Annotated in this window: 20 protein-coding genes; 5 read left to right on the forward strand and 15 right to left on the reverse strand. The window is 55.3% G+C overall.

The genetic code is table 11. The annotated features are described in order from the left end of the window. Nucleotides 1-33: 33 nt before the first annotated feature. The 10 genes from DWW03_RS14315 to DWW03_RS14365 all read right to left on the reverse strand — a co-directional run bounded on the left by DWW03_RS14315 (nt 34) and on the right by DWW03_RS14365 (nt 10,549). The gene (locus DWW03_RS14315; RefSeq protein ID WP_004328545.1) at nt 34-1,062 is read right to left on the reverse strand and encodes a DUF3137 domain-containing protein; all 1,029 of its coding nucleotides are present in this window, start codon (nt 1,060-1,062) and stop codon (nt 34-36) included. 3 nt (nt 1,063-1,065) lie between these two features. After that, nucleotides 1,066-1,626: a LemA family protein gene (locus DWW03_RS14320; RefSeq protein ID WP_117701956.1), complete on the reverse strand. Its 561-nt coding sequence runs from the start codon at nt 1,624-1,626 to the stop codon at nt 1,066-1,068. Nucleotides 1,627-1,640: 14 nt separating this feature from the next. Continuing rightward, nucleotides 1,641-2,348: a hypothetical protein gene (locus DWW03_RS14325; RefSeq protein WP_004328547.1), complete on the reverse strand. Its 708-nt coding sequence runs from the start codon at nt 2,346-2,348 to the stop codon at nt 1,641-1,643. A gap of 46 nt (nt 2,349-2,394) precedes the next feature. After that, nucleotides 2,395-3,423 carry a DUF1266 domain-containing protein gene (locus DWW03_RS14330; RefSeq protein ID WP_004328548.1) on the reverse strand — a complete coding sequence of 343 codons (1,029 nt, stop codon included), beginning with the start codon at nt 3,421-3,423 and terminating at the stop codon, nt 2,395-2,397. A 41-nt stretch (nt 3,424-3,464) separates the two neighbouring features. Next, the gene (locus tag DWW03_RS14335; protein ID WP_117701957.1) at nt 3,465-4,436 is read right to left on the reverse strand and encodes an ankyrin repeat domain-containing protein; all 972 of its coding nucleotides are present in this window, start codon (nt 4,434-4,436) and stop codon (nt 3,465-3,467) included. A 10-nt stretch (nt 4,437-4,446) separates the two neighbouring features. Beyond that, nucleotides 4,447-6,006 (reverse strand): ankyrin repeat domain-containing protein, encoded by a 1,560-nt coding sequence (locus DWW03_RS14340; protein ID WP_117701958.1) that lies wholly within the window; start codon nt 6,004-6,006, stop codon nt 4,447-4,449. Continuing rightward, on the reverse strand, nt 6,003-6,452 hold the full coding sequence (locus DWW03_RS14345) for a hypothetical protein (RefSeq protein WP_040293443.1): 450 nt from the start codon (nt 6,450-6,452) through the stop codon (nt 6,003-6,005). The genes DWW03_RS14340 and DWW03_RS14345 overlap by 4 nt, the downstream gene beginning before the upstream one ends. 1,032 nt (nt 6,453-7,484) lie before the next feature. Next, nucleotides 7,485-8,504, reverse strand: coding sequence for a hypothetical protein (locus DWW03_RS14355; protein WP_117701960.1), 1,020 nt, complete (start codon nt 8,502-8,504; stop codon nt 7,485-7,487). 15 nt (nt 8,505-8,519) lie between these two features. After that, nucleotides 8,520-10,109, reverse strand: coding sequence for a phage terminase large subunit (locus tag DWW03_RS14360; protein WP_004303996.1), 1,590 nt, complete (start codon nt 10,107-10,109; stop codon nt 8,520-8,522). Between the two features lie 5 nt (nt 10,110-10,114). After that, nucleotides 10,115-10,549 carry a DUF5675 family protein gene (locus DWW03_RS14365; protein ID WP_004293512.1) on the reverse strand — a complete coding sequence of 145 codons (435 nt, stop codon included), beginning with the start codon at nt 10,547-10,549 and terminating at the stop codon, nt 10,115-10,117. Between the two features lie 136 nt (nt 10,550-10,685). Between DWW03_RS14365 and DWW03_RS14370 the strand changes: the two genes are divergently transcribed. Further along, nucleotides 10,686-10,967 (forward strand): HU family DNA-binding protein, encoded by a 282-nt coding sequence (locus DWW03_RS14370; RefSeq protein ID WP_004293511.1) that lies wholly within the window; start codon nt 10,686-10,688, stop codon nt 10,965-10,967. Between the two features lie 23 nt (nt 10,968-10,990). Here the strand turns inward: DWW03_RS14370 and DWW03_RS14375 are convergent, their stop codons facing one another. The 3 genes from DWW03_RS14375 to DWW03_RS14385 all read right to left on the reverse strand — a co-directional run bounded on the left by DWW03_RS14375 (nt 10,991) and on the right by DWW03_RS14385 (nt 13,156). Continuing rightward, nucleotides 10,991-11,227: a hypothetical protein gene (locus DWW03_RS14375; protein WP_008860755.1), complete on the reverse strand. Its 237-nt coding sequence runs from the start codon at nt 11,225-11,227 to the stop codon at nt 10,991-10,993. A 296-nt stretch (nt 11,228-11,523) separates the two neighbouring features. Next, nucleotides 11,524-11,700, reverse strand: a complete 177-nt coding sequence (locus tag DWW03_RS14380; RefSeq protein ID WP_004293509.1) for a histone H1 — start codon at nt 11,698-11,700, stop codon at nt 11,524-11,526. A 178-nt stretch (nt 11,701-11,878) separates the two neighbouring features. After that, entirely contained in the window at nt 11,879-13,156 is a 1,278-nt protein-coding gene (locus DWW03_RS14385; protein WP_004293508.1) for a phage integrase SAM-like domain-containing protein, read from the reverse strand. 473 nt (nt 13,157-13,629) lie between these two features. Between DWW03_RS14385 and DWW03_RS16925 the strand changes: the two genes are divergently transcribed. Together DWW03_RS16925 and DWW03_RS16930 are read left to right on the forward strand one after the other, a co-directional pair. After that, on the forward strand, nt 13,630-14,511 hold the full coding sequence (locus DWW03_RS16925; RefSeq protein ID WP_229104389.1) for a glycoside hydrolase family 88 protein: 882 nt from the start codon (nt 13,630-13,632) through the stop codon (nt 14,509-14,511). Further along, nucleotides 14,512-16,044, forward strand: coding sequence for a RagB/SusD family nutrient uptake outer membrane protein (locus tag DWW03_RS16930; protein ID WP_249370377.1), 1,533 nt, complete (start codon nt 14,512-14,514; stop codon nt 16,042-16,044). A gap of 68 nt (nt 16,045-16,112) precedes the next feature. Here DWW03_RS16930 and DWW03_RS14400 read toward each other — a convergent pair whose 3' ends face one another. Then, the gene (locus DWW03_RS14400) at nt 16,113-16,352 is read right to left on the reverse strand and encodes a hypothetical protein (RefSeq protein WP_147344325.1); all 240 of its coding nucleotides are present in this window, start codon (nt 16,350-16,352) and stop codon (nt 16,113-16,115) included. A gap of 51 nt (nt 16,353-16,403) precedes the next feature. On the opposite strand from DWW03_RS14400, the gene DWW03_RS14405 reads away from it, so the two are divergent. After that, on the forward strand, nt 16,404-17,528 hold the full coding sequence (locus tag DWW03_RS14405) for an aldose epimerase family protein (RefSeq protein ID WP_022061811.1): 1,125 nt from the start codon (nt 16,404-16,406) through the stop codon (nt 17,526-17,528). Between the two features lie 135 nt (nt 17,529-17,663). On the opposite strand, the gene pbpC is transcribed toward DWW03_RS14405, so the two are convergent. After that, complete coding sequence (gene pbpC / locus DWW03_RS14410; RefSeq protein ID WP_022061812.1) at nt 17,664-19,967, reverse strand: penicillin-binding protein 1C; 2,304 nt, start codon at nt 19,965-19,967, stop codon at nt 17,664-17,666. 82 nt (nt 19,968-20,049) lie between these two features. Between pbpC and DWW03_RS14415 the strand changes: the two genes are divergently transcribed. Further along, nucleotides 20,050-25,320 (forward strand): MG2 domain-containing protein, encoded by a 5,271-nt coding sequence (locus DWW03_RS14415; RefSeq protein ID WP_118406929.1) that lies wholly within the window; start codon nt 20,050-20,052, stop codon nt 25,318-25,320. Nucleotides 25,321-25,546: the final 226 nt, after the last annotated feature.

The raw sequence follows: 25,546 nt of genomic DNA on the forward strand, positions 1-25,546 counted from the left end.
TAATTCTTTTTATTCGTTTTCGATTATTGTTGATTATTTGATTCCATTTTCTACAGTGAGACAGAAGTTCACCTCCCTGTACAGTTGTTCCAGCAGATGTTCGTCATCCAGCGACTTCCTGCCGGGACGTAAGAAACCGTCCGGAGTGTCGGATGCGTAGTAGAACATGTTCCCGTTGAAGGAGAGCATCAGGTCACGGCTGAAGGATTTCCGCAGGGCGGTCAGCTTCCGCATCATCGCCGGGGTGAGCACCATGCGGGCTTCCACCTCGTCATCCGCGTACACGGCAAAATGCCTCTCGAACTCCGGGTCTTCCAAATGTACGAATTTTGCCCCGTACTTTTCCTTCATTCCCTGGATTGTTTGCGCCAGGTAGCCGATTTTGTTTTCCAGATGGTCGGGCAGCAGCATCACGTAGCCCCTGAAGGTGCGGTTCAGCTTGCAGCACCCGAACATGCCCCTGAAACTGTGCATCGTGCTCTCTATCCTGACTCCGAATATCGGACGGATAAAATACTGGTACGGCACTTCAAGGAAGTTGAAGGCCGAGAAATCTTTCGAATTGGCTGAAGTCACACCGGCATCCACGACAGTCATCATGTCATTTCCGACGGGAATGTCAAGACGGCCGTAACAGGTCGAACTTACCGAATTGCCCGATGACAATGCCGTTCCGAACAGGCGGCTGTCCGCAAAGACTTTCGGCTGTATGGAACCGGAAGGATTGTACCTTGCTCCCGGGAACAGCAGGTAGATGATGTGGGCCATCGTGTAGGTTTCCCTCTTGTTCAGCGCGGCAAAACATTTCATGAATGCGAAATGAAGTACAAAAAATACGGCAAAGCCTATCATGAGGTATTTTCCCGTGGTGACGGAAGTCTCATAGTCAGTACGGTCCACGAGGAATCCGCCGAAGATACAGAAACCGAACCACACGACGGTACACAGATAGACAATGGAGGTCAGGATGCGGAACACAATCCGGAGCATCCTGATACGGGACATCTCTTTCTTCATGTGAAGGGAAATGCCCTTGAAATCTATATTCTGACTTTCTTCCATGCTTTACTTGAATAATTCTCCCACTTTCACTTCCTTGATCTCACTTTCCGGGAACTCTATCAACTCCTGCTGCTCATGCTTGCGCCAGGATGCGATTATCGACGACGGAAACATTTCAATGTAATTGTTATAATCGGTAGCAGCGGCATTGTAGGTGCGCCGGATTGCCTGCAGCTCATTCTCCATGTCCTCGATCTGGACCTGAAGATGAAGGAACTGCTGGTTCGCCTTCAGCTCCGGGTAGTCTTCCACCGCCACATTCAGTCTTGACAGAAGCGAGGACATTTCCGTACCGCTTTTTATCTGCTCGGACTCTGTAGCGTTCGAAGCCCTTGACCGCAAATCGGCAATGCGGATGAGAATCTCATTCTCGTGCCCCATGTATGCCTTTACGGATGCGACAAGATTGGGGATCAGGTTATTCCTCTGTTTGAGGACCACGCAGATACCACTTCTGCATTGCTTGACCCGGTTCTTCTTTGCAATAAGGCTGTTGTTAGTGAATACTGCCCATAAAATAATTATGAGCAGTACCACGATAATACATATAACGGCTATAATCATATTTTCAGATGGATTTAGACATACAATTCAGCCGGTATGACTCTGATTGTCCCTTCCCAGTAGAAGTGGGGGACGATGCCGTCTGAAGGAAGATAGCCTTGGGGAAGTTCCTTGTAATAAAGGACAAGTTTCCTTACTTCCACATCGGCGCCTTCCACGATTTCACCACTCAGTTTCACGGTTGACCAGCAGTCCTCCTCCTTGGCAAGACTGACTACGCCCTCACATCCGGGAGCTACCGGCTGCCTGCCTTCACACATGTTGCGCAGCTTTTCCATCACTCTCTTCAGCCATTCCATATCGTTCATGTGTCCCTTGTCCAGTGCGTATATGCCAATACCATGGAAAGAGTCGTCCTTGTGCTTCACGCCTTTCCACGCCTCTGCCGGGGCACTGACAATCCCCGCGTAAACGATATATCCTTCCGTGAATTTTCTCAACCACTTGCTTTTGCCCAGCCATGGTGCCTTTCCTGCAAGTTTCTTGAAGAACTCGGTCTCAGAACTGCGTGGCGTCTGCATGTACGGTTTCATCTTGTCAAGCTGTGTCGGGTTCTTGTACAGTTCCCTGTCTCGCTTGGCTTCTTCGGCCTCCTTTGCACGCCGTGCGGCCAGTTTCTCCCTGTATTTACTTACGTCAAGACCTTGTGCTTCCATTTGGTCAAGATCATTCTCTGTCATGGTTTTCTCCCATTCTGTTGCTGCATTTTTGAAAAGTGCCATAATCGTAAAACTTTTAAGATATTGTTGATTCTATTTTTTTTGGATTCTACCATTCGATTGCCTTCCAAGGGGAATCTTCTTTATTGAGAAGCGCTCCCACGACTTCATCCGCAGTCTCGTAGTCATCTGTTTCGCCTCTCCATATTCCGCGTCCCACGGCAAAGCTGTTGCCGTATTCTTCCCATGAACTGAAGGATTCCTTGGCTATGCCGGCAGTGGTTCTGATGGCTTCCCACATTTCGTCTTCATTGATGTAGCCGCAGATGAAAGCCCAACGGGCCATGTTCACGGCACGTACAAGGTCCCATGCCAGCACGGTTTCGGGCAGGTCCGCTTCCGTCGTTTCATTTACTCCCATTACAAATTCAGCTATCGTGAACGCATCGCCGATCTTGCTGTCCTCGTCCGCCTTTTCTTCCTCGGTGATGGCCTCGATTCCACGCTGGCGGATTTCAGCCAAGGCCGGATCCGCACCGGCATGTTGGCCTTCGTTCAGCAGCCATGAGATGGTCTCCAGGGCACTCTTCCTGTCAGTAACTTCCCACCATTCCTCAAGCATTTCCTTAAGGGTGTCCGTGCCTGCTGTACTTTCAAGGGAGTCCACGTTGTCATCGTTGTATAGGAACAGAGGTGCCCCATAAGCCAGAAGTTTGTTCTGTTCAGGTGTCAGGCTGTTGTCACCCTTGCGGGTGATTTCCCAACCTGCATATACGTCAAAACCGTCCGAGAAATCCGGTAAACCTTCCGGCATGAATCCGGCATTCATTGCCTGCTGCATCATGTTCCCTGCGAACTCGATGTTTTTGCTGTAGGTCTCCATTATCGCCTCGGGATCCTGGGCGGATTCTGCCATCATCTTTGCCTGGTATGCCTGTGCCTCCGCAACTCCCGGGAACATCTCGGCCGAGTCCTGCATCAGCTTTTCATGCATCTTCATCAGGTCGGTGCCTTCAAATCCGGGTACGTTGCCATACAAGGCTTGCGCCTGTTCCAGTGCTGCTTTCATGGCCTGAGCCTGTGCTTCTCTTGCGATTTCCTCGGGTGTCTGAGGTGTCTTCTTGGTTTCTTCTGCCATATCTTTCTAATATTAAATTTGTTAATGAATATCTTACCTGTTTATTCCGCTCCGTTTTCAAGAAGTTTTTCCACGATTTCGTTGAAGCCGCGCTCTCCTGCATAGTACAGGGCGGTGTGCTGGAGGTTGTCTGAGATGCTAACATTCGCGTGAAATTCAAGCAGGACGGACACAAAATCGTTGTGGCCCTCCTTGGCTGCAAGAATAAGCGGGGTTTCCCCGTTGTCATTCTGTGCGTCAACCGCAGCTTTGGCCTTCAGCAGAGCCTCGCCTATAAAGCGGTTACCTGAAATGGCCGCGTAATGTATCGGGGCATTGCCGCTCAGCATAGCTTTGCCGGGATCGGCTCCGGCCCCGAGAAGAAGGTTGACCATGACAAGATTCCCCTGCATACAGGCGAGTATCAGCGGAGTCTCTCCGCCGTCATTCGTCGAGTCAAGCATGGACTTGTCTGACAGGAGCAGCGTGCGGACAATTTCACCCTGTCCGTTATACACGGCCTGATGAAGCGGGGTGTTGCCACGTGCATCCCGGTCATTCCCGCACGAGAGTCGGGCGACCACTTCCCGCAGCCCGTGGGCTGTGGCATAGTCGATGGCCTTGTGGCCGGAGGCATCGGCGACCTCCGTATCGGCTCCCTGATCCATCAGGAAAAGGGCGGCATCTGTACGCTTGTTGTCAAGCAGGCATATTAGCGGGGTTTGTCCTTCATTGTCCGTCACGTTGATGTCGGCCCCCTTCTGGAGCAGCTTCCCGAGGATTTCCTTGTTGCCGCTCCGTGCCGCCGCGTGGAGCGGGCTTTCGGAACGGTTGTTGATACATGACGCGTCGGCATCGTTGTCAAGAAGCAGAGCCACTATGTCCCTGTAACCTTTCTGACAGGCATAATAAAGAGCAGTGTTTCCTTCCTGATCCCTTTTGTTGATGTCAATTCCTCCCTTTTTCAGGAATATCTGGACAATGCTTTTATGCCCGTTTCGGCAAGCATTGAGAAATGTCTGGTTGTTGTCCATATATCTTTGTTTAAGAATATTTCAATAATAGTCTTACGAGATTGTCATTGTTGTAGTCTGCCGCCACGTCCATGGCCGTTTTGCCTTCATTGTTTACGGCATTTACGTCAGGCAGCTTGAAGTCCAGCAGGAGTTCAATCGCTTTCTGTGCCATGCTGTCACGACAACATGCCGCCACATAATGCAGGAGGGTGTTTCCCCGGTTGTCCGTCTTGTTCACGTCAGCTCCGGCTTCGAGAAGCTTTTCGAGGATTTCCGTGGGGTCGTCAGAACCGGCTGACCAGCCGTAAGGCACATATTTTTCGTTCGCCTTATGACCACCGAAGAGCATCATCATGGGAGTTTGGCCGGAAAGATTGGCGGCGTTGGGGTCGGCCTTTCCCTTGAGCAGCCAACCGAATGCCATTTTACCCAACCTGTAGCCGGTATGGCGGCAGGAAAGGGCAAGTGCCGTGTTGCCTTCTGCATCAACAGGAAGCTCGGGATTCCAGCCTTTTTTCTTCATCAGGTCAAGCAGCCCCTTGTAAACCTCGGTATCCTTGCAGAAATAGTCCTTGCTCACCCATACCGAAAAAGCCGTTTCTTCATTCGGGAAACGGTAATTCGGATTCGCTCCGCCGTTCAGAATCATGGCCGGAGCATCCTGTATGCTGTCAAACCAGCTGAACGCACAAGCGAGGGGCGACTTGCCTGCAAAGTCATACATATCCTTGTGCTCGCACACCGTCTGCAGGTCTGCACCCGAACGCAGAATGGCATCCAGCGCCTCCATATCCTTCATGTACATAGCCTGGAATATGTCCATGTTGCCGTGCAAGGCCGAAAGTTCGTCAACATCGGGGTCGCTTCCGGAAAGGAAGGCCGCGATCTTCATCGCCTTGTTCTCTATGGCGGCATCCCAGGCTGTCTTTCCACTGTTTGACTTGTCTTCCGGATCGACCTTGTCTTCTTCAACAAGCCTTCTGGCAAGTCGGTAGGCGGCTTCGCCATCATCCTCCAGCCTTGCAATCCTGCTCCTGATTTCCTCTATCTTGTTTTCGGGGTAACTGTATTGTACGGATTCGTCCAGTTCCTTTTTCGCGAACCGGATATCCCTTCTGATGTCGCCTGAAGCGGCACAAAAACCGAAAAGCACGTTCTCGCCGTTAAGGTCGGTTGAGTTGACGCGTGTTCCGGAATTTATGATCGCTTCCGCCATCTTGAAATGACGGTTCCTTACGCACTCGATAAGGGCCGTCGTATTCTTAGCCGAACGCGGTATATTCGCTCCTTGTTCTATGAGCACGACGGCTATTTCTTTCAGTTTGTCTTCATCTGCACAGCCGGCACTGGTTCTGCCGAGGATATGAATCGGGGTGGAACCGTTTGCATCCTTCGTGTTGGGTTCGGCATCACGTTCAAGAAGTATCTTGACCCCCTCCGTGTCTCCATACTGGCAGGCAAGATGCAACGGAGAACGGTCTTCGTACTGTTCGTCGCTGTCATCGACGGACACTTCCCGGAGCGCCTGATGAATTGCATCCTTCGGCTGACTTGTCGAGTAAAGCCTGTATATGTCACTGTATTTCATGGTTGTATGTTTTTTATCAGTTCTTCAATGTGTTGATATTTATTGCCCAAACGGGCGTGGATAGTCCGCACCTCCGTGTGCAGGTGCAGTCTGGCCGACACTTTCGCTTTCAGCCTCAACAGTTGTACGGCGGCGAGGTTATCGGGAGCATCCTCCGGCATGGGACAACCGGCAGGGCTTTTTTCGTATTCCCAGCGGAGGACGGCTTCCGGCAGGTTTTCCGGCAGACGTTCCGTTAACGGTGGCAGCAGCCTCTCCGCTTCCAACAGCAAGGAACGGCAGTCATTATACAGAGAAAGGTAGTAGCAGCATAACGCCTTGTTGTAAAGTGTCGGCAGGTCAGACTTTCCTGCCTGCGTGAAACAGGAGAAGGCAAAGGCATATTCGCCACTTACCATATAGGTAATACCTGCGGAGAAAAGTTCTTTTTTCTGGGATTCAGGCATGGTTTGTTTATTTCCATATATTCCAATCATAGATACTTAAACACTAAAAGAGATTTCAGACTGTTATGGGTGGAAACAAAAAACCGACGATATTCGGGCGCAGAGAACGCTCCCCAGTACCGTCGGACCATAAAAATATCCTGCCTTTTTTGAGACAATATGGCAGAGGATGAGTATTTATAGGAACTTTTGTCGTAAGACAAGGATAACCCCGGATAATTGATTCCGGTAATCCATTGTAAATTAAATGTTTTATTATATATTGACGCGCGATAATTGTGTGTGTGTGTGTGTGTGTGTGTTTACACGAATTTTCCACACTGCCAAATTATCAATACACTTTTTAAGGGAATATGTAAGGTAACTAATGCACACAAGAAAAACGTCCGCTTTATGCGAAGCTTCGCTCAAACAAATATCATTTGTTAAAATCGAGCGACATTTTACAATGTATCCATTGTCATACATATCAGTTTATTAGAGTGAATACTTCTTCAAATACAAAATTAGAAAAATGTTTTGTTCTGCAATGAAATAACCGACACTTTTTTCAGGGAAAAATAAAAATGGCTTTATTATAATTGCCTTGTACCATAGAAAACGGGCAGAGAGCATGCAGTTGCTCATCTGCCCGTCCTGTAGGGAGAACCGTTTCATGCCGCTATCGGATTCACTTTCAATGTAGTCTGAAAGATGAACGCCTCTACTTTCATGTTGATTATGAAACATTGTTGGTGTGCGTGATAAGACTTCATGCCTTATTCAAACCTAAATCCAACGGGCACAAAAACAAGTAAATAATTATTCAATGTCTTGAGATTATTAAATACCGCAAAGGCAGTAAGGAATATAGCAGATTGGATTATTCTAAAAGGCCAAATTTATATCTTCTTTTGGCGGCATATTACAAGGAACTTGCCACCCGTTCAGGGGGGCTCTTGTGGAAACGGAACTAACAAACAAGCAGTAATTTCGTTTCTTGTTCATGGTAAAGACTACGACAACAAATCCGGTAGCGGTATTTACTGTTATTTAGGTCAGCCACGGGTTTCGATACGGGTCATAATCTGTTTGGAAAGTAGCCAGTTGCCAATCGGTAACCGGCTTTTTCGTGTCATCGACTTTACGGGGGATTTGTGGATTAAGTCGCAATTTGGCGGCATCATTAAGCCATTTCATGCTGTCCTCGTAATCGCGCATACGGACAACACTGACATTATTCGGGGCAATGAGTTTCGTGAGCTCGTAGATAGCCAATCGAACCATATGCTTCTTGAGGTTGTAGTTTCGTGGATCGTGTAATGATAGGTTTAGACCGACTTGCGGCGTGTCCGCGTTCACATCCGTTTCCGGGTAAAATACCCGTCCGTCATAAACTACATATTCGTGTTCCGACAATTCGTAGGCATTGTGTGATGAATCGTAATCGGCTATGGCTCCCCAACAGTCGGACACCATAGGGTCAAGATTGCAATCGAAACAGTCAAGCGTCATCAAAGTATAGAACGCCCCTTCATATTCAACGACTGACCACAGAGGATACTCGACAGGCTGCCATAACGTGACTTCCGTCTCGATCCAACCGCCGACCATCGGGATACGGATATCATCGAACTTGTACCCGTTTTCGGCAAGGCAAATATAGACAACACCGTTGTAGTTTACTTTATCACCCGGATAATAGGTGTTGAACTGGGAATAATTTACAACTTGTCCCGCATCGACGTGGATATCGGAACACTCTTCCCAATAGATTGCCGTTGCCGGCTTGCGATAGCCGCTGACGGAGCGTGTCACCTCATGGATTTGTCCCTCGAAATAGACATGCACACCCACGGGATAGGTAATTCGACGGTCGTATTCGGCGATATATTTTCCTTTTGCAAGTTCCTTTTCAATCTCGTAGTTCTCCGACAAATATTCCACAATGCTCATCTCCGCCGATTCTTCCGCCTGGATGAATCGTGCATCATTGCCCCGCGTGAGTTGTGCTAGTGCTTCCGGAGTAATTATCCCAAGATAGTCGTCATTATTGAGAAACCGTCTGTACATATCCTTGTTCCGTTATTAGTATGAAAATCCTTCCTGAATTACCGATGTGGAGACCACATACCCGTTCCCGTCGCCTCCGCTCTTGAACTTGTACCAGCTGTCGCGCAGGTAGTAACAGAGCAGGTAGTCAAGGCAGTCGGACAAGTGCCCGTACCGTTCATATTTGACACCGGTTTTCGGGTCGGTGGTCTTCTGTTTGCTCTTGGTACCGTCCTCGTTACGAAGCTGGTAAATCAGATCCTGGGTAAGTTTGCGACATTTGATATCGATTTGTATCTCCCAGCCTTCATAGCCCCCGAATACCTCGTTGACGAACTCGCACCGTGTAGCCTGCGGAGGCTGCTTGCGTAACAGCTTTACCTTCGGTCGCAGGATTCCTCTGCCGAAAGTGTCCGTGATGATGGTATAGTTGTTGATGCCGTCCTCGTTGGTGGTGGAGCGTTGTAACCCGGAAGGGTCACCGGTCACATCCACTCCGCCGATATGCTTGTCCCGGTAAAGTTTTAAGCGTACTTTCCGTGCCAACGCAGGTGTGTTGTTCTCCTTTTCCTCCGGCTTGCCGAGTATCTCTTCCAGTATATAGACCTTCCTGTTTTCATAGTCTATTTGTGCGGAGAGCACCGACATTTGGGGGGCAACATTGAAGTCCCACACCGTGATGAGCGGCTTGGTCGGATCGTATGCTTTTTCTTTCAGTCCGGTAACGAGATGCCGGGAGCCGTCGAAACTGTTATAAATCGCCATATCGTTGGCTTCCACGAAATCCCAGTTGCCATAGAGCAGGCGTTCCTTTGTCGCCTGATCCCGGATCTTGTTCAGGGCCGCCTCGTACACCTGACGGAAAGCGATATTCGGGTTGTCAAACACGGAAAAAGGTATATACGCTTCACCCTCGCGGCAGATGACCTTGTCTCCGTTTTCGTCCTGCACGAAGCGGGAACGCACCCAGTTAATCGTCGGATTGGTGGTGAGCAGCATTCTCGGAGTCTTGAATGTCTCATGGGTTCTCCAGCGGAGACGGGAGAACAGCACTTCGACGGCCCGCTCCGAGATTTCCGACACCTCGTCCACCATGGCGATGGTGTATTCCGAAGAGCCGAAACGCTCGAAGTTGGGGTCGCTGGGGATATCCGCCATCTCCTTCATGATGATGACCGAGTCATTCCAGAATGTGAGCGTGCCTTCGAGGTTGTTTATCTTGTAGTTTGTATCCTCTTTCAGTCCCCAATCCTTCAGAATCGACTTGATGGTATTCCATGTCGATTCCTTCAACGACTTGAGTGTCTTACGGGCCACCACCGCACGGATATTCTCGAACCGGATACATGAAGACACCAGCCAAACGCTGCCGATATACGATTTTCCGCCGCCGGCCGCTCCGCCTCCCAGTATCAGCTGCGGCAGGTTCTGCGACTTGCAATGCCTGCATTGGGGCCTGTACTGAGGGTTGCCTTGCTGGTCATAGCCGATAAGGATTTGCTCGATCTCCCCGCCACAATGGGGACAATAGTTCGGTTGCAACAGTTTCCAGAGTTCATACTGCCGTGGGGACGGTTTGAACTCGATGCGCAGGTTTCTGGGTGGTTTGAGCCTGTTGACCGCCATTAGATTTATACAATCTGAATGGTTATGTCCCTTTCGGACTCGAGTATAGCATACAGTTTTTGGAATGTAGTACGGGATTCCAAAACTTTTCCCTTGACCGTATTCTTTCCCACGATGATACAGCCGGCGGAATCGACTTCGGTATTGCCGGAATGGATCAGGATGCCGAGGAAATGCGGCACATCATGCAGATATGGCATTTTCTTCTTGTACCTGGGACTGTACTGAAGAGTGACTTTATAAGTCCCGGCAGGAATGGCAGTCTTGGCATAGACCTTTTCCTTGCAGGTACAGGAACGGCCGCGAGGAGTATCCGGACAGGTTGCCGGAAGTTCCCTCACGGCATCTTCGATGGTATTACAGAAAAATTTGCCGTCGATGGACAGGTCACCTATGGTATAGGTCTGACCTTTGAATTTGCGGTTGAGTGTCAGCTTCATACTTCGATACTATTTGTATCGAAAGAGTAGAGACGGACGCCGGCTAATGTTTATTATATGTGTTTGTAAAAGGAGGATATTTCAGGAAATGATGTATCTTTGTGAACGGATTGACAGTATTTAATCAAGAGTTAATATGACAAAAGCGGATATCGTCAGGGAAATAGCAACGCAGACCGGTCTGGAGAAGCAGGTCGTGTTACAAGTTGTCGAAGGATTCATGGATAGCGTAAAGTCTTCCATGATAAACGGCGAGGAGGTTTATCTTCGCGGCTTCGGCAGTTTCATCATCAAGCACCGTGCGGAAAAGACAGCACGCAACATAAGCAGGAATACCACGGTGATAGTGCCTGCCCACAATATCCCGGCATTCAAGCCGTCAAAAGCCTTTGCAGGAAGGATGAAATCAGACAAATAAGGTGATTATATGCAACAGGAGCGTTATTCAGATGCTCCTGTTACTTTATACAGGGCAACGAGGTTGGCATTGTCCGATTGGAACAGGAAACGGCCGTTGCTTAAAAGGCATTCGTGGATGGTGTTGTCATTAGGATCCGACTCCAATAAAGCCCCCGCCTTGTTTTCATCGATAAGAAGCATTTCTATGCCTTGTACGGTGGCGGCAGTTGCATCAGCAGGAATTTTCAAAAGTTCATCCATCAGATTCATGTCGTTCATAATATCTCCGTATTTGGCTTGAGTCCCGTCAAGCATTCAATGTACCAAGACCAAAAAGCGTGGGACATAACCCGTAGCACCGAGGTTCTGGTAAACCTATCCGCAAACAAGTTAAGCCCACGCAAAAGCATAGGCGAAAACTGTTTGTCCTGCGGATAAGTGAAATTTACCAGATTTCGGTGCATGACAAAAGCTAACGCTTTCCGTATTTTATTATGTCGTTCTGCCAATATGGTTTTTATGCCGCATCTGCAGAAGAACCGGCCATTATGTGATAACGACCGGACGTGTAAAGGTTATTTCTTAGACTCTTCCAAGGAAACCTTACGAAACTCTTTCATCAGTTTTTCCAGTTCCAACGAAGTCTTACGGGCACGGGTCCCTGCGGCCTTGTTGCCTTTTTCAATCTGAAGTGCCGCATCCGTGGAGAATGTAGCATATACTTCCTGTATTTTTGAAACCAATTCTTTCATATAAATTCTATTTAAGTTATTGACCACAAAGGTAATGAAAATAATCGAGAATAAGAGCGATTTTGTCAATATTGCAAATATCACATTGGTAATCAATGACTTTTAACAGCCATTACACCGTATGATTTATCCATCAGAGAAATTGTCAAGGTGTTTACAACTTTATGGATATGTCTGGTCAGAACATTTCTTCCATCTGCCGCTTGATTTCTTCCCGCTTTGTATTCTTGTAGTAATGCTTATAGATGGTCAATGGGCTGTTACCAGCCATCTCTGCAACCACATACGGATTATTACCGGCATCTACCATCTTCGATATGAAAGAGCCACGGGCGGAATACCATGTGATGTTTTCTTTAATGCGCAGCATCTTGCATGCTTTCGTCAAGGTTTGTGAAAGGCGTGTGGAAATTTGCTTGACACGTGTAGTCTTCTTGGAAGTGGTCGTGTGTTTATGAGTAAAAACAGGAAATACATAATTTCCATAACTTTGCCCACGGTATTTATTCATGATGGCTTTTGCTTTACTGAGTAATTCCGGTTTGGCTGTTTTGGGAAACTTGATACGTTCATAGACGATGCGGTCTTCCTGGACCAAATCCCATGTCAGGTTACATACATCGACATTCGCCATACCTCCGGTATAGTAGCTGAACAGGAACAAATCAAGATGCAACTGCTCTTTTTTCGTAAACAAGGTACGGTCAACATTTGCGATTTTAGCTATGACTGTTTCCGGAACTGCTCTTGAAGTGGTTTCCGGCCAATTAATATCATCACCGAGACAGAGGAAGTTATCCATATTCACCCCGTACATCTCTTTCTTTTCTGCCTGCCTGCATACGGCACGGAGCAACCTTAGTTTGTGTGTAAGTCCGGCCTTGTTGCCATTTCTGATACCTCTTTCTTTAAGCCAAAACGCAAAGTCAAGAAGAAACTCTTCTGTAATATCCGTAAAGAAATAAGAGGAAAAGGCTTTTTCATATTTTTCCTTTGTAAACGCCTGCAGTTCACGCTTGAGATAGACATACCGTTTAGCATTGGTCGTGCTGTCGACAATCTGACCGTTCTTGATGCGTTTCTTGTTTTTGAATGTCTCTTCAAGATAATCGATCATCTGCTGGACACTCTTTACTTTGACCTCGGGTTTGGCCGCCTTGATTTCATCGAAGCAATGTGATAGCTGGACGGGCGACCAGTTCCTGCCTTCCATCTCCCAGGTATCGGCGACATGCAGATATTTGGTTCGCAAATCGAAAAGCAGTTTGTTCTTGGTAGTGGCCTCCGCACTCCCTACACGGAAACTCTGAGACTTGACATCCCAGTCTTTTAATAGCCCTGTGATGTTTATAACCTTCGGCACACGGGCGTAACCGGTCTTGAAGAAAATTATCTCCAGCTTGACCATCTTGGTGTCTTTCGGGTTCTGCTTACCCCTGATGTTAATCGTGTACATAGACTGATAACGAGTTAGTTAATGACTTATTATTAATTCGCATTAGTAGGAATCAATTGGTATTAATTAACCTACATAGAAACCTACATGAAAAGAGTAGTTTCCTTAGCGAAATAATGTTTATACGGATAAATCCGTACTTGTGTCATTTACTAACTCGTTGTCAATCAACTATTTTCCCTAATCACAAAAGTTGTGTCCGAAAAAAGGGTGTGCCAGAAAGGCCGTACGTAAACCATTCATAACAGTTACCAGAAACTTGTGAAACACCGCCGTTCCGAAGAGAGGGACCCGACGCGGAAAGCGGCATGACAAATATAAGTCTTTTTAAACCAAATATCCCCCGACGACGCCACGGAGAAGCTACTTCGACCGGATTCTACTCCCCTTTGACCGGATCGAATCCTTCGCGGAAGAATACAAAATCTAATTTTGAATGACGGAAAAACCACCCGAAAAAACTACTGTCTGACATGAGAACCCGAACCTATCGCACAGCATTGCTGTCGACCCTTCTTCTCGCGGGATGCACTCCCCGGGAGACAATGCCGGAACTGACCGATCGCGTCTTCGCCGTAGCCGCGGCCCAGTACGAACAGCTCGAAGGCCGGCTGACCGACGAGACGCTTCCGAGATCGGTGGCCTCCGACGGAAAATTCATCCCTTCCAACATCCGCTGGTGGTGCAGCGGATTCTATCCCGGCTCGCTCTGGTATATATATGAGTATACCGGCGACAAGACATTCCGCGAACTGGCCGAAAAAAACACCTTCAAACTCTATCCCCTCAAACAGAAAGGCACGGACCACGACCTGGGATTCCAGATGAATTGCAGTTTCGGCAACGCCTACCGGATCACCGGCGAGCAGAAATACCTCGAACCCATCCACACCTCGGCGCGGGTCCTCGCCGGAAGGTTCTCGCCCGTGACGGGCGTCATCCGCAGCTGGGACTTCGTGCGCAAGGGCCGCGACTGGAAATACCCGGTGATCATCGACAACATGATGAACCTCGAACACCTCTACAACGCGGGCCTGCTCTTCGGGGACGACACCCTGAAGAGCGTCGCGGTGACGCACGCCAACACGACCCTCTGCAACCATTTCCGGCCCGACTTCACGAGCTATCACCTGGTGGACTACGACCCCGCCGACGGCCGCGTCCGCCGGAAGGAGACCGTGCAGGGCTTCAGCGACGAATCCGCCTGGGCGCGGGGACAGGCCTGGGCGCTCTACGGCTACACGATGATGTTCCGCCTGAGCGGCTACGAATGTTACCTCAACCAGGCCGAGAACATCGCCGGCATGCTGTTGGAGCGGCTTCCCGACGACGGCACGGAATTCAAATGGAGCTAGGTGGCCGGGCTTGAGAACTGGGACCAGCTGACGCCTAGACAGAGGGCCGTGTTCTTCTGCTGCGACGGGCTGAAAAGCAACGCGAAACTGGCGTCGCAGAAGACCCAAGCGATCGGCATCTGCGGACAGGACATCTTCGACCGCTACTACCTCGACAACGGCAACGAGGCCCGGATCAAGGCCGCCTACGACAAGCGCGACCCGCGGCTCAAGCAGACGATCGTCACCCCCTACGAACCGGTGGACTGCTTCACGGCGGGACTCAACGGCAACGAGAACATGATCGGCAAGCAGCTCCGCTGGCCGCTCTACCTGCAAGGAACCAGCGGCGGCGACTTCTGGCTCGACAAGCGCACCTCGGCCTACTACTGCTACCGCAAGTACGTGCGTTTCCTCAAGGGCGAACTGATCGACCGGCAGCGCTGCTACACGGACTTCCCGCTCATCCGCTACACCGACGTCATCCTGCAATGGGCCGAGGCGCTGATCGAGCTGAATGAGTTCACCCCGGCGAAGAACCTCATCGACCAGGTGCGCGCCCGCGCCCACATACCGGGCATCACGATCGGCGACCTCGACGCCATGCGCGAGGCCGTACGCTACGAGCGCCGCGTGGAATTTCCGGTCGAGGCGGTGAACTTCTTCGACGAAGTGCGCTGGGGAACCTATAAGGAGACCAAGTCTCCAGGTCTGCGAAGGGGGGGGGTACACACCCCCGAACCGGCCGATAACCCGGAAGGCCGGCAGCCGGAGACGAAACCCTTCCACATCATGGTCGTGGAGGACACTCCCGACCTGCGAGAGTTTCTGGTCAAGAATTTCGAGGACACCTACGGCGTCCTTTCGGCGAAAAACGGCGCCGAAGCCCTCGCCATCCTCGAACAACAGGCCTGCGACCTGATCATCAGCGACGCCCTGATGCCCGAAATGGACGGTTTCGACCTGTTGATGAAGGTCCGTAACGACGAAATGCTGTGCCACATCCCGTTCATCCTGCTCTCGGTGGTCGACTCCGTGGACTCGAAGATCAAGGGACTGGAATACGGGGCCGACGTCTATATCGAAAAACCCTTCTCGCTGGGTTACGTCAAGGCGACGGTGGAGAGCCTGCTCGAAAACCGGAAACGGGCCTTCCACCACTTCGCGTCGCGGCCCGGATTCCAGTACGAGAAAGACGATATGGGCCGCAACGACCGGCAGTGGCTGGACAAGCTGACGGGCATCGTCCGCGAGAACCTCACCTGCGAGACGCTCTCCGTGGACCTGCTCACCGAGAAAATGGCCTTGAGCCGTTCCAGCCTGCAACGGAAGCTGAAAGGGCTGACGGGCGTCTCGCCCAACGAATACATCCAGTTGGTACGGCTGAAAACGGCCGCGCAGCTGCTCCGCAGCGGCGAATACCGGATCAGCGAGGTCTGCTACCTGACCGGATTCAGCAGCATGTCGTGGTTCGCCAAATGTTTCACGAAGCAGTTCGGCATGCGCCCGAAGGATTTCATCCGGCAGAATCAGGACGGGAAATCATCCGGATAAGAGTGCGGGAGCGCTGTTCTTCCAAAAAATGCTCCCGCTCCTGCCGCTATCTGCGGAGAGCCCGGTTTTCAGGGTTTGGTCACGCGCCTCTCCGCAGGGGCCTTGAAGCCCTCCTTGCCCTGCCCGTAGGGCAGTTCGGGATGCGCGGGACGGATCGTGTCGTAGCGGATGATGTATCGGCGCAGGCGCTCGGCTTCGGGAAACAGTGACGCCCGCCGTCGGAAAACGCCCGCCGTCGGCGCTAAAATCGCGGCAATCCCGACACGGAAATGCCGTTCGGCGGAAAATTCCCGGCAAAGCCCGGCCACAAAACGCACGGAATAATTAACTTTGCAGACAAGAACCCAAAAAACCGACCCATGAAAAGAAATTTCATCGCATTATGCGCCCTGCTGCTGGCCGCCTGCGGAAGCCAGGAGCCGAAAATCACCCTCTTCAGCAACGAAGCCTTCCAGACGGAAGCGGACGGCAAACCCGTCGGAATCTACACGCTCCGCGCGGGCGACGTGACCATGCAGGTCACCAACTACGGCGCCCGCGTCGTGTCGCTCTGGACTCCCGACCGCGCGGGCGACTACGAAGACATCGTGCTCGGCTACGAGACGATCGACCGTTACATCAACAATGACGGCGAACGCTTCCTCGGCGCGGTCGTGGGACCCTACGCCAACCGCATCGCCAAGGGCAGCTTCACGCTCGACGGCACGGAGTACAACCTGCCGATCAACAACAACGGCCAGACGCTCCACGGCGGAATCGACGGCCTGGACCGCGTGGTCTGGGACGTGGTTTCGGCCTCGGAAGACCAGCTGGTGATGAAGTACCTCCACGCCGACGGACAGGAGGGTTTTCCGGGCAACCTGCAAATCGAGATGACCTACTCGCTCACGCCCGAAAACGAATTCCGGATCGACTACAGCGCCACGACCGACAAGCCGACCGTGGTGAATCTCTCGCACCACCCCTTCTTCAACCTCAAGGGCGAGGGTAACGGCACGATCCTCGACCACGTCATGACCATCAACGCCAGCCACACCACGCCGGTCGACTCGGTGCTGATCCCCACCGGAGAGATCGCCGACGTCACGGGCACGCCCTTCGACTTCCGCCAGCCGCACGCCATCGGCGAGCGCATCGGCGCCGACAACGAGCAGCTGCGCAACGGCGCGGGCTACGACCACAACTGGGTCCTCGACCGCAAGACCGCGGACGGCATCGAGCCGGCAGCCACGGTCTGGGAACCCGCTTCGGGCCGCACGATCGAGGTGCTGACCGACCAGCCCGCCATGCAGTTCTACAGCGGCAACTTCTTCGACGGCAAAGCGAACGGCAAATACGGCAAACCGCTGCGCTACCGCGAATCGCTGGCGCTCGAAACGCAGAAGTATCCCGACAGCCCCAACCACGACAACTTCCCCTCGACCGTACTGCGTCCGGGCGAAGAATACACGCAGGTCTGCATCTACCGCTTCGGGGTGAAATAACGCCCGCCCCGGTGGAAACACACGAACGCCGCCGCAGGGGATCATCCCTTGCTGCGGCGTTTTCCGTCGGACCCGGAACGCCGGATTGTCTGCGAGCATCCGTCAGGCGAAGACGCCCTGCGCCGGAAATCCGCCCTACCGGCAGCTGAACGCGACGCTTCGGGAGGCCCCGTGCTCGTCGATCACCGTCAGGCGGTGACGCCCGGGAGCGGGCCGGACCGAAAGTTTGTGCTCCAGCGAGGTCGCGCCGAGATACCGGTCGTCGAGATGCCAGAACAGCACGGCGTTGCGGTCGCGGTGCACGGCCGTGAAGACAAGGCTCTGCTGCCGGCCTTCGAGCGACTTCGGGGCCACCAGCACGCGCCCCGGCTGCGGATAGATGATCTCGATGGGGTCGTTTCCCGCCCCGCGGCCCGACAGGCCGGGGTGCAGCGGCGGCAGCGGGCGGTAGTCCGGATGCTGTCTCCGGTAGTACCACTCCTGCGCGGGCGGCAGAATGAACATCGGCCTGCGGACGATACGGGCCGGATCGCAGCAGTCGGTCGTCACGCGGTATTTCAGGTCGGGACTCAAATTGACGATCCGGTGATAGGGGCAGACCTCGCCCGGGGCGGCGGTCCGCGGAATCATCAGCGTATCGCGGTCGGGGCACACCTGCGAGGCCAGAAATCCGCTCTGGCGGCAGACCACGGCGGGTTCCAGGTCATCGTAAGGCTCTGCGAACCACTCGCTCCCGGGCAGCAGGCCAAACACCTCGAACAGGACGGGCGCAGCGTACCCCACGCCCGTCATCAGCGGCCGCCCTTCGCCCGAACAGTTCCCGACCCAGACGCCCACGGCGTAGTCGGGCGTCGCCCCGACGGCCCATGCGTCGCGGTTGCCGTAGCTCGTCCCGGTCTTCCAGCCGATCTTCTTCGACGAGGCGAAATACTGCCACTCGCCCTCCTCCTCGGGGCGCGTGACGCGGCTGATCGCCTCGAACATCAGCCACAGCGCACCCCGCGAGAGGGGAATGTCGCCGGCCGCAACGGTCTCGGCCGACGACGCGTCGTAGTGCGGCCGGCGGATCGTCTCCTGCCCGCCGAGTTTGGCCGCCATCAGCATATAGGCGGCCGTGAGGTCCCACAGCGTGATCTCCGCGCCGCCCAGGATCAGCGACAGCCCGTAATGGTCGGCGCTGCGGTCGATCGTGCGGAAACCCAGCCCCTGCACCAGCGACAGAAAATTCTCCCGGCCGTATTTGTCGAGCATCCGCACCGACGGGACGTTGAGCGAACACTCGACCACCCGGTCGGCGGGAACCGCGCCGTCGAACGTGCGGTTGTAGTTCTGCGGCGTGAAATCCCTGTAATAGGTCGGCACGTCGGGGAAAAGCATCGTCGGAAGCGCCGTGCCGTCGTCGAGCATCCCGGCGTAGAGGATCGGTTTGAGCACGCTGCCGCTGCTGCGCCGCGCGGGGATGACGTCGACACCGGTTCCCGCACTCCGGTCCCCGGGGTCGTAGACGTTGCCGGCATAGGCCAGCACCTCCCCGCTCCGCACGTCCATCACCACGACGGCCAGGTTGTTGATCCGGTTGCCCCGGTACTGCGCGTTGTAACGCCGCGCCAAGGCGTTCACCCGCCCCTGAAGGTCGGCGTCGAGCGTCGAGCGCAGCGCCCCCGTGCGCATCTTGCCCAGCAGGTGCATCGCCTCCATCGGCATCGGTTCGGGAGCTTCGGGCAGCGGTTCCAGCTTGGCCAGGGCGCACGTCAGGGAGTCGATGTGCCCGCCGCTCCGGATGCGGTCGAGCAGCCTGTCGCGCTTCTCGCGCAGCCGTTCGCGGTTGCGCTTCATGTGGATCAGCGAAGGCGCGTTGGGCAGCACGGCGAGCAGGGTGCTTTCGGCCCACGAAAGGTCCCGCGCGCTGCGGCCGAAATAGTACCACGAAGCGCTCTCCAGCCCCACGACATTGCCGCCGAAGGGCGCATGGGCGGCATACAGGGCCAGGATCTCCTCCTTACTGCACCGCATTTCGAGCCGCAGCGCCAGCACCGCTTCGACGAACTTTTCGCCAAAGGTCCGGGGCTTCCCGCCGCGGCTCAAACGGATGGTCTGCATCGTGAGCGTGCTGGCGCCGCTCTCGATCCGCCCCGCCGCGAGGTTCTGCCCCACGGCGCGCGCCAGCGCCAGCGGATCGACTCCGAAATGACGGTCGAAACGCTTGTCCTCGTAGGTCGTGATTGCGGTGCGGAACTTCCCGGGCACGCTGTCCGTCGGAAAGAACCGCCACTGCCCGTCGGGGGCGACCTTCGCCGAAAGAAGCCGCCCGTCGCGGCTCCACACCGTCGCGGAGAACGGCTCGTCGAAGAGCGTCCGCGGCAGGGCGAGGAAAAAGCCCGCGGCGAGCAGCAGGGTAAGCCCGACCGCGAGGAGGCAGATTCTTTTTTTCGACATCATTTTTGACATATTTTATATATCTTTGGTGAAAGATATGCGCACCCCGCCGTATCCAACGCAAAGTTACCTAAAAAAACGCACCATGAAACCATTCCGCGCCGCATTGTTTGCCCTCATCGTCCTGCTGTCCGCCGCATGCAGCCGCCCGGCGAGCGACATCGTCGAGTCGTCGACCAACGGACTGTCGGGCGTCCGGATGCCGGTTCAGGTGACCCTGCGCGAGGGCGTCGAACTGGCCGAAGACGACCTGGAGGACGCCGTATCGTTCACCCCGTCGGCCGACGTCGAAGTTTCCCGGCTGGGCGTGCGGACGCTGCGCATCGTCCCGAAATCGCCCCTGAAGAGCGACACCCGCTACAAGGTGGCGCTCGACGCATCGAAACTCACCGGCGGAAAGGCCAAAGGCGTCGCCGAGTTCGAATTCTCGACGCCGAAACTGCGTTTCTCCTACAACCCCTGCTGGTTGCAGCAGAGCGACGACCTGAAATACTACGTGCTGGTCGGCGAAACGGTCTCGTCGGATTACGCCGCCGACGACTACGTGGAGCAGCGGCTCAAGATCAAGGGACTTCTGAAACCCGAAGTGACCTGGACCCATTCGGAGGACGGCACGGTCCACAAATACCGGGTCGAAAACATCCCGACCCGCAGCGACGAAAGCTACAAGCTGACCCTCGACTTCGACCTCGACCCGAAGCGGAACGTCGAGATGGAGGTCCCCCGCAAGGGCGAATACATCGTACTGGACCACACCGTGCAGACCGAGCCGCTGGCCGTGGTCGTCACCTTCTCCGAGCCGCTCAAACCCAACCAGGATTTCAGGAACCTGATCCGTTTCGACCCGAAATTCCGGACCTCGGTCGACCGGAACCGCCTCTACATCTACCCCGAAACGCAACTCACGGGGAACTACGAGGTCGAAATCAGCCGCGAGGTGCAGAACAAGGCGGGGCGCCGGCTCGACGAAAGCTACACCTTCACCGCGGCGCTGCCCTCGCAGGCCCCCGCGATCCGCTTCACGGGCAAAGGCTCCATCCTGCCCTCGTCCAACCGCATGAGCCTGCTGTTCGAATCGGTGAACTTCGCCCGGGCGCGGGTGCGCGTGCGGAAGATCTTCGCCAACAACCTGCTGCAATTCTTCCAGCGGAACTACTACGGCGACACCTATTTCTCCGACATGGAGTACGTCTCCCGCATCGTCCGCGACACGACCATCGACCTCGGAGACAAGGCCTCGACGCGGCTCGACCGCACCAACAGCTACTCGCTCGACCTCAGCCGCCTGATCACCGACAGCCGGAAGTCGATGTACCTGCTCGAAATCAAGGGCGTCGACCCGCTGATTCCGGTCGAGAGCAACGATTACGACTACTATTTCGGCGACTACCGGACCTACGCCGAGCGGTCGAAGGTCGTCATCCAGTCCGACATCGGCATCATCTGCAAGAGCAGCGGCGACGGGGAGCTGATCGTCTACACCACCGACCTGGTCTCGGCGCGCCCGAAAGGCAGCTGCAAGGTCCGGGCCTACGACCGCCAGAACCAGCAGCTGGCCGAAGCCGTCACCGACTCCGAAGGACGCGCCGTGCTGAAATGCGGGGACGAACCCTACACGGTGCTGGCCGAGGCTAACGGCGACGCGGCCTTCGTCCGGGTGGAGCGGGGCGCGGCGCTTTCGTTGAGCAATTTCGACGTGGGCGGCACGACCGACACGAAGGGGATAAAGGGCTATCTGTTCGGCGAACGGGGCGTCTGGCGCCCGGGCGACGAAATTTACCTCACGCTGATCGTCGCCTCGGACAACCCGCTGCCGGAGAACCACCCGGCGTCGCTGGAGTTCTACAACCCCAACGGGCAGTTGGTGCAGTCGGCGGTCAGCAGCGGTTCCACGGACGGAATCCATACGTTCAAATTACGGACGACGCCCGCCTCCCCCACGGGAATCTGGCGCGCGAAAGCGACCTTCGGCGGCGCGACGTTCGAGAAAAACATCCGCGTGGACGCCGTCAAGCCCAACCGGATGAAGATCGAGATGCGCCTCGGCGACGGACAGACCGTCGACGCGAAGGAGTTCACCGGCCGGCTGACGGCCCGGTGGCTGCACGGCGCACCGGCCGCAGGATCGAAAGTCACGCTCCAGGCGCAGCTGTCGCAGATTCCGACGCGCTTCAAGGGTTACCCCGACTATTCGTTCGACGACGCCACGAAGCAGTTCGCCCCCGAGGAGCGGGAGATCGTCTCCGGCACGACCGGCACCGACGGCGCGCTGCAACTGACCACCGACCGGCTCTCCTCGCTGGAAGGGTTGAGTCCGGGGATGCTGAACGGCAAATTCACCGTCAAGGTCTTCGAAAAGAGCGGCGATTTCAGCGTCGACCAGCAGATCGCGGCCGTCTCGCCCTACGACGCCTATTTCGGAATCGGCGTAACCGCCCAACAAAGCGACTGGGGCGAGGAGTACCTCGACAGCAAACGCGGCCATGCGCTGCGGCTCGTCCTGCTCGACGCCCGGGGCCGCCCCGCGACGGGCACGGAGGAGGCGACCGTGACGGTTTACAGGATGAGTTCCTACTGGTGGTGGGACGCCTCGTCGGCGGCTTCCCAGGCCCGCTACGCCAAAAGCGCGCTCAACGCCCAGTACAAAACCCTGCGGGCCACCCTCTCGAACGGCACGGGACAGGTCACGATGCGCTGGAGTGCGGGCGATTACGGCTATTACCTCATCCGCGTGACGGGCGCGCGGCAGGCGCATTCGGCGACGTGCGTCGTCTGCGTGTCGTCGTCCGATCACCGGGGCGGCATCTCCTCGGTGACCGACGCCGCGACACGCCTGGCCATCGCCCGCGACAAGGACAAATACGTGCCGGGCGACAAGGCGAAGATCACCATCCCTTCGTCCCCGGGCGCCCGGGCCTTGGTGAGCGTCGAGAGCGGCAGCTTCGTCCGCGAAAGCCGCTGGATAGCATGCACCGACCGGCAGACCTCCTTCGAGATTCCCGTCAGGGAGGGCATGGCCCCGAACGTCTACGTCTCGGTGACCCTCGTCCAACCCCACGGCAACACGCTCAACGACGCGCCGATCAGGCTGTTCGGCGTTCTGCGGCTTCCGGTCGAGGACGCCGGCACGCGCCTTGCGCCCGTCGTCGAGATGCCCGAATCGGTGAAACCCGAGTCGGAAATCACGATCCGGGTCCGCGAGCGGAACGGCAGGCGGATGAGCTACGTGCTGGCGCTGGTCGACGAGGGACTGCTGGGGCTGACGCGTTTCAGGACGCCCGACCCCTACCTCTATTTCAACGCCACCGAAGCGCTGGGCGTCCGCACGTGGGACCTGTTCGACCATGTCATCGGCGCCTACGGCGGCCGCATCGAGCAGCTGTTCGCCATCGGCGGCGACGCCGAGCAGCCGAACACCGGAGCGCTCCGGGCGCAGCGGTTCAAACCCGTCGTGCGGTTCCTCGGCGCCGAGAAGCTGGGCGCCGGGAAGACCAACACCCACAAGATCGCGCTGCCGCCCTACTTCGGGTCGGTGCGCGTGATGGTCGTAGCGTCCAACGGCCGCGCCTTCGGCTCCGCGGCGAAAGAGGTCGCCGTGAAAAAACCGCTCCTGGTGCAGGCGACCCTGCCCCGCGTGGTCTCCACGGAGGAGGAGATCGAACTTCCGGTCACGGTCTTCGCCCTCGAAAAAGGGGTCGGTAAAACCGACGTCCGGGTGAGCGTGAACGAAGCGTTCTCCGTGGTCGGGCCGCAGAGCCGGAGCGTCTTCCTCGGCGACGAGGGCGAACAGGTCGTCACCTTCCGGCTCAAGGCGGGCCGGCAGACCGGAATCGGGAAGGTCCGCGTCTCGGCGGCCTCTTCCGGCGACAACTCCGCCTCGGAGATCGAGATCGACGTGCGGGAGCCGAATCCCTACGTCACGACCTCGGAAGAGCACATCCTCCAGCCGGGCGAAACGGTCTCCGTCAAGCCCCTGAAAGCCTCCGGAACGGCCCGTCTGGAGCTTTCGTCGATTCCTCCGATCGACCTTTCGCGCCGCCTCGAATACCTCGTGCGCTACCCCCACGGCTGCATCGAACAGATCACCTCGGGAGCCTTCCCGCAACTCTACCTACACTCCATAGCCGAGTGCGACGAAGAGATGTTGCAGGACATCGACCGCAATATCAAGAGCGTCCTGTCGCGGCTGGGCGGCTATCAGCTCTCTAACGGCGCATTCGCCTACTGGAGCGGCGGAACCTCGCCTTCGGAATGGGGCACGGCCTATGCGGTCCATTTCATGGCCGAAGCCGCGAAATACGGCTACGCCGTCGACCGGACGACGCTCGACCGCGCACTCAAATACCTGCGCGGCAACACCTTCGACAATCCGCTGACGCTGGCCTACGCACAATACGTCCTCGCACTGGCCGGCACGCCCGACCGGGGCGCCATGAATCGCCTGCGGGAGAGGTCGGCGCAGGCCGGCAGCGACGCGCGATGGCTGCTAGCCGCAGCCTACGCCCTCGACGGCAACCGGAAGGTGGCCGAAGAGCTGACCGCACAGACCGCCGGCACAGCGGCTCCGAAGGCCGACCCCTACGACGGGACCTATAACAGTCCCGAACGGCAGATGGCGATCGTGCTGATGACGCAGACGCTGCTCGGACAGCGCGAAGCGGCGTTCCGCACGACGCTCAAAATGTCCGACATCCTGAAGAAGGACAAGTGGTTAAGTACGCAGTCGACGGCCTGGATGCTCAACACGCTGGCGAATTTCGCCTCCACGGGACAGACGGGGATCGACGCCCGGATCGGCCGGGAACCGATCCGAAGCGCCAAGTCGATCGCCTCCATGCCGCTCACCGCCCCAACCGAAGTGAAGAACACCGGTACGGGCAGCCTCCATCTGGTCGTGAGCCAGAGCTACACGCCCGGCAAGGGCGAGGAGGCGGAAGCCGCAAGCGGCCTGAAGATCGACGTCCGCTACCGGGACATGAACGGCGCGCCGCTCGACCCGCGGTCGGTCGCCGTGTCGACGGACTTCTACGCCGTGGTGACGGTCACGAACACCAGCGGCTACGAGCGTTACGCCGACCTGGCCCTGACGCACATCGTCCCGGCAGGCTGGGAGATCACCTCCGAACGGGACCTTTCGACGGTCACCTACCAGGACATCCGCGACGACCGGGTTTTGAGCTACTTCGACCTCCGGAGCGGCGAAAGCAAGGAGATCCCGATCAAACTCACGGCGACCTACAAGGGCCGCTACTACCTCCCCTCGGTCTGCTGCGAGGCGATGTACGACAACTCGGTGCGGGCGCTCCGGAAGGGCGAATGGGTCGAGGTCGTCGGGCAGACGCCGGCCGGAAACTGAACGACACGGCCCTGAAATAACGGAACATCCCCGTAATGCGTGCGAATTTCCGGGGATAAAAAACAGAGGTATAAAAAAGTGTAAAGCAAAAGATAATCAAATAATTATACACTTTTCTTCAGTACCTTTGTTTTAGAAAAAAAGTAGAATAAGGTAATGTTAAACGAGGTTTTGGTTTCCAAATCGTTACCTCGTTTCTTTCGCTCTATTATTCATAGAAACGTGA

Source organism: Alistipes sp. AF14-19 (genome assembly GCF_003461645.1).
In the GTDB taxonomy this organism is placed as follows: domain Bacteria; phylum Bacteroidota; class Bacteroidia; order Bacteroidales; family Rikenellaceae; genus Alistipes; species Alistipes shahii.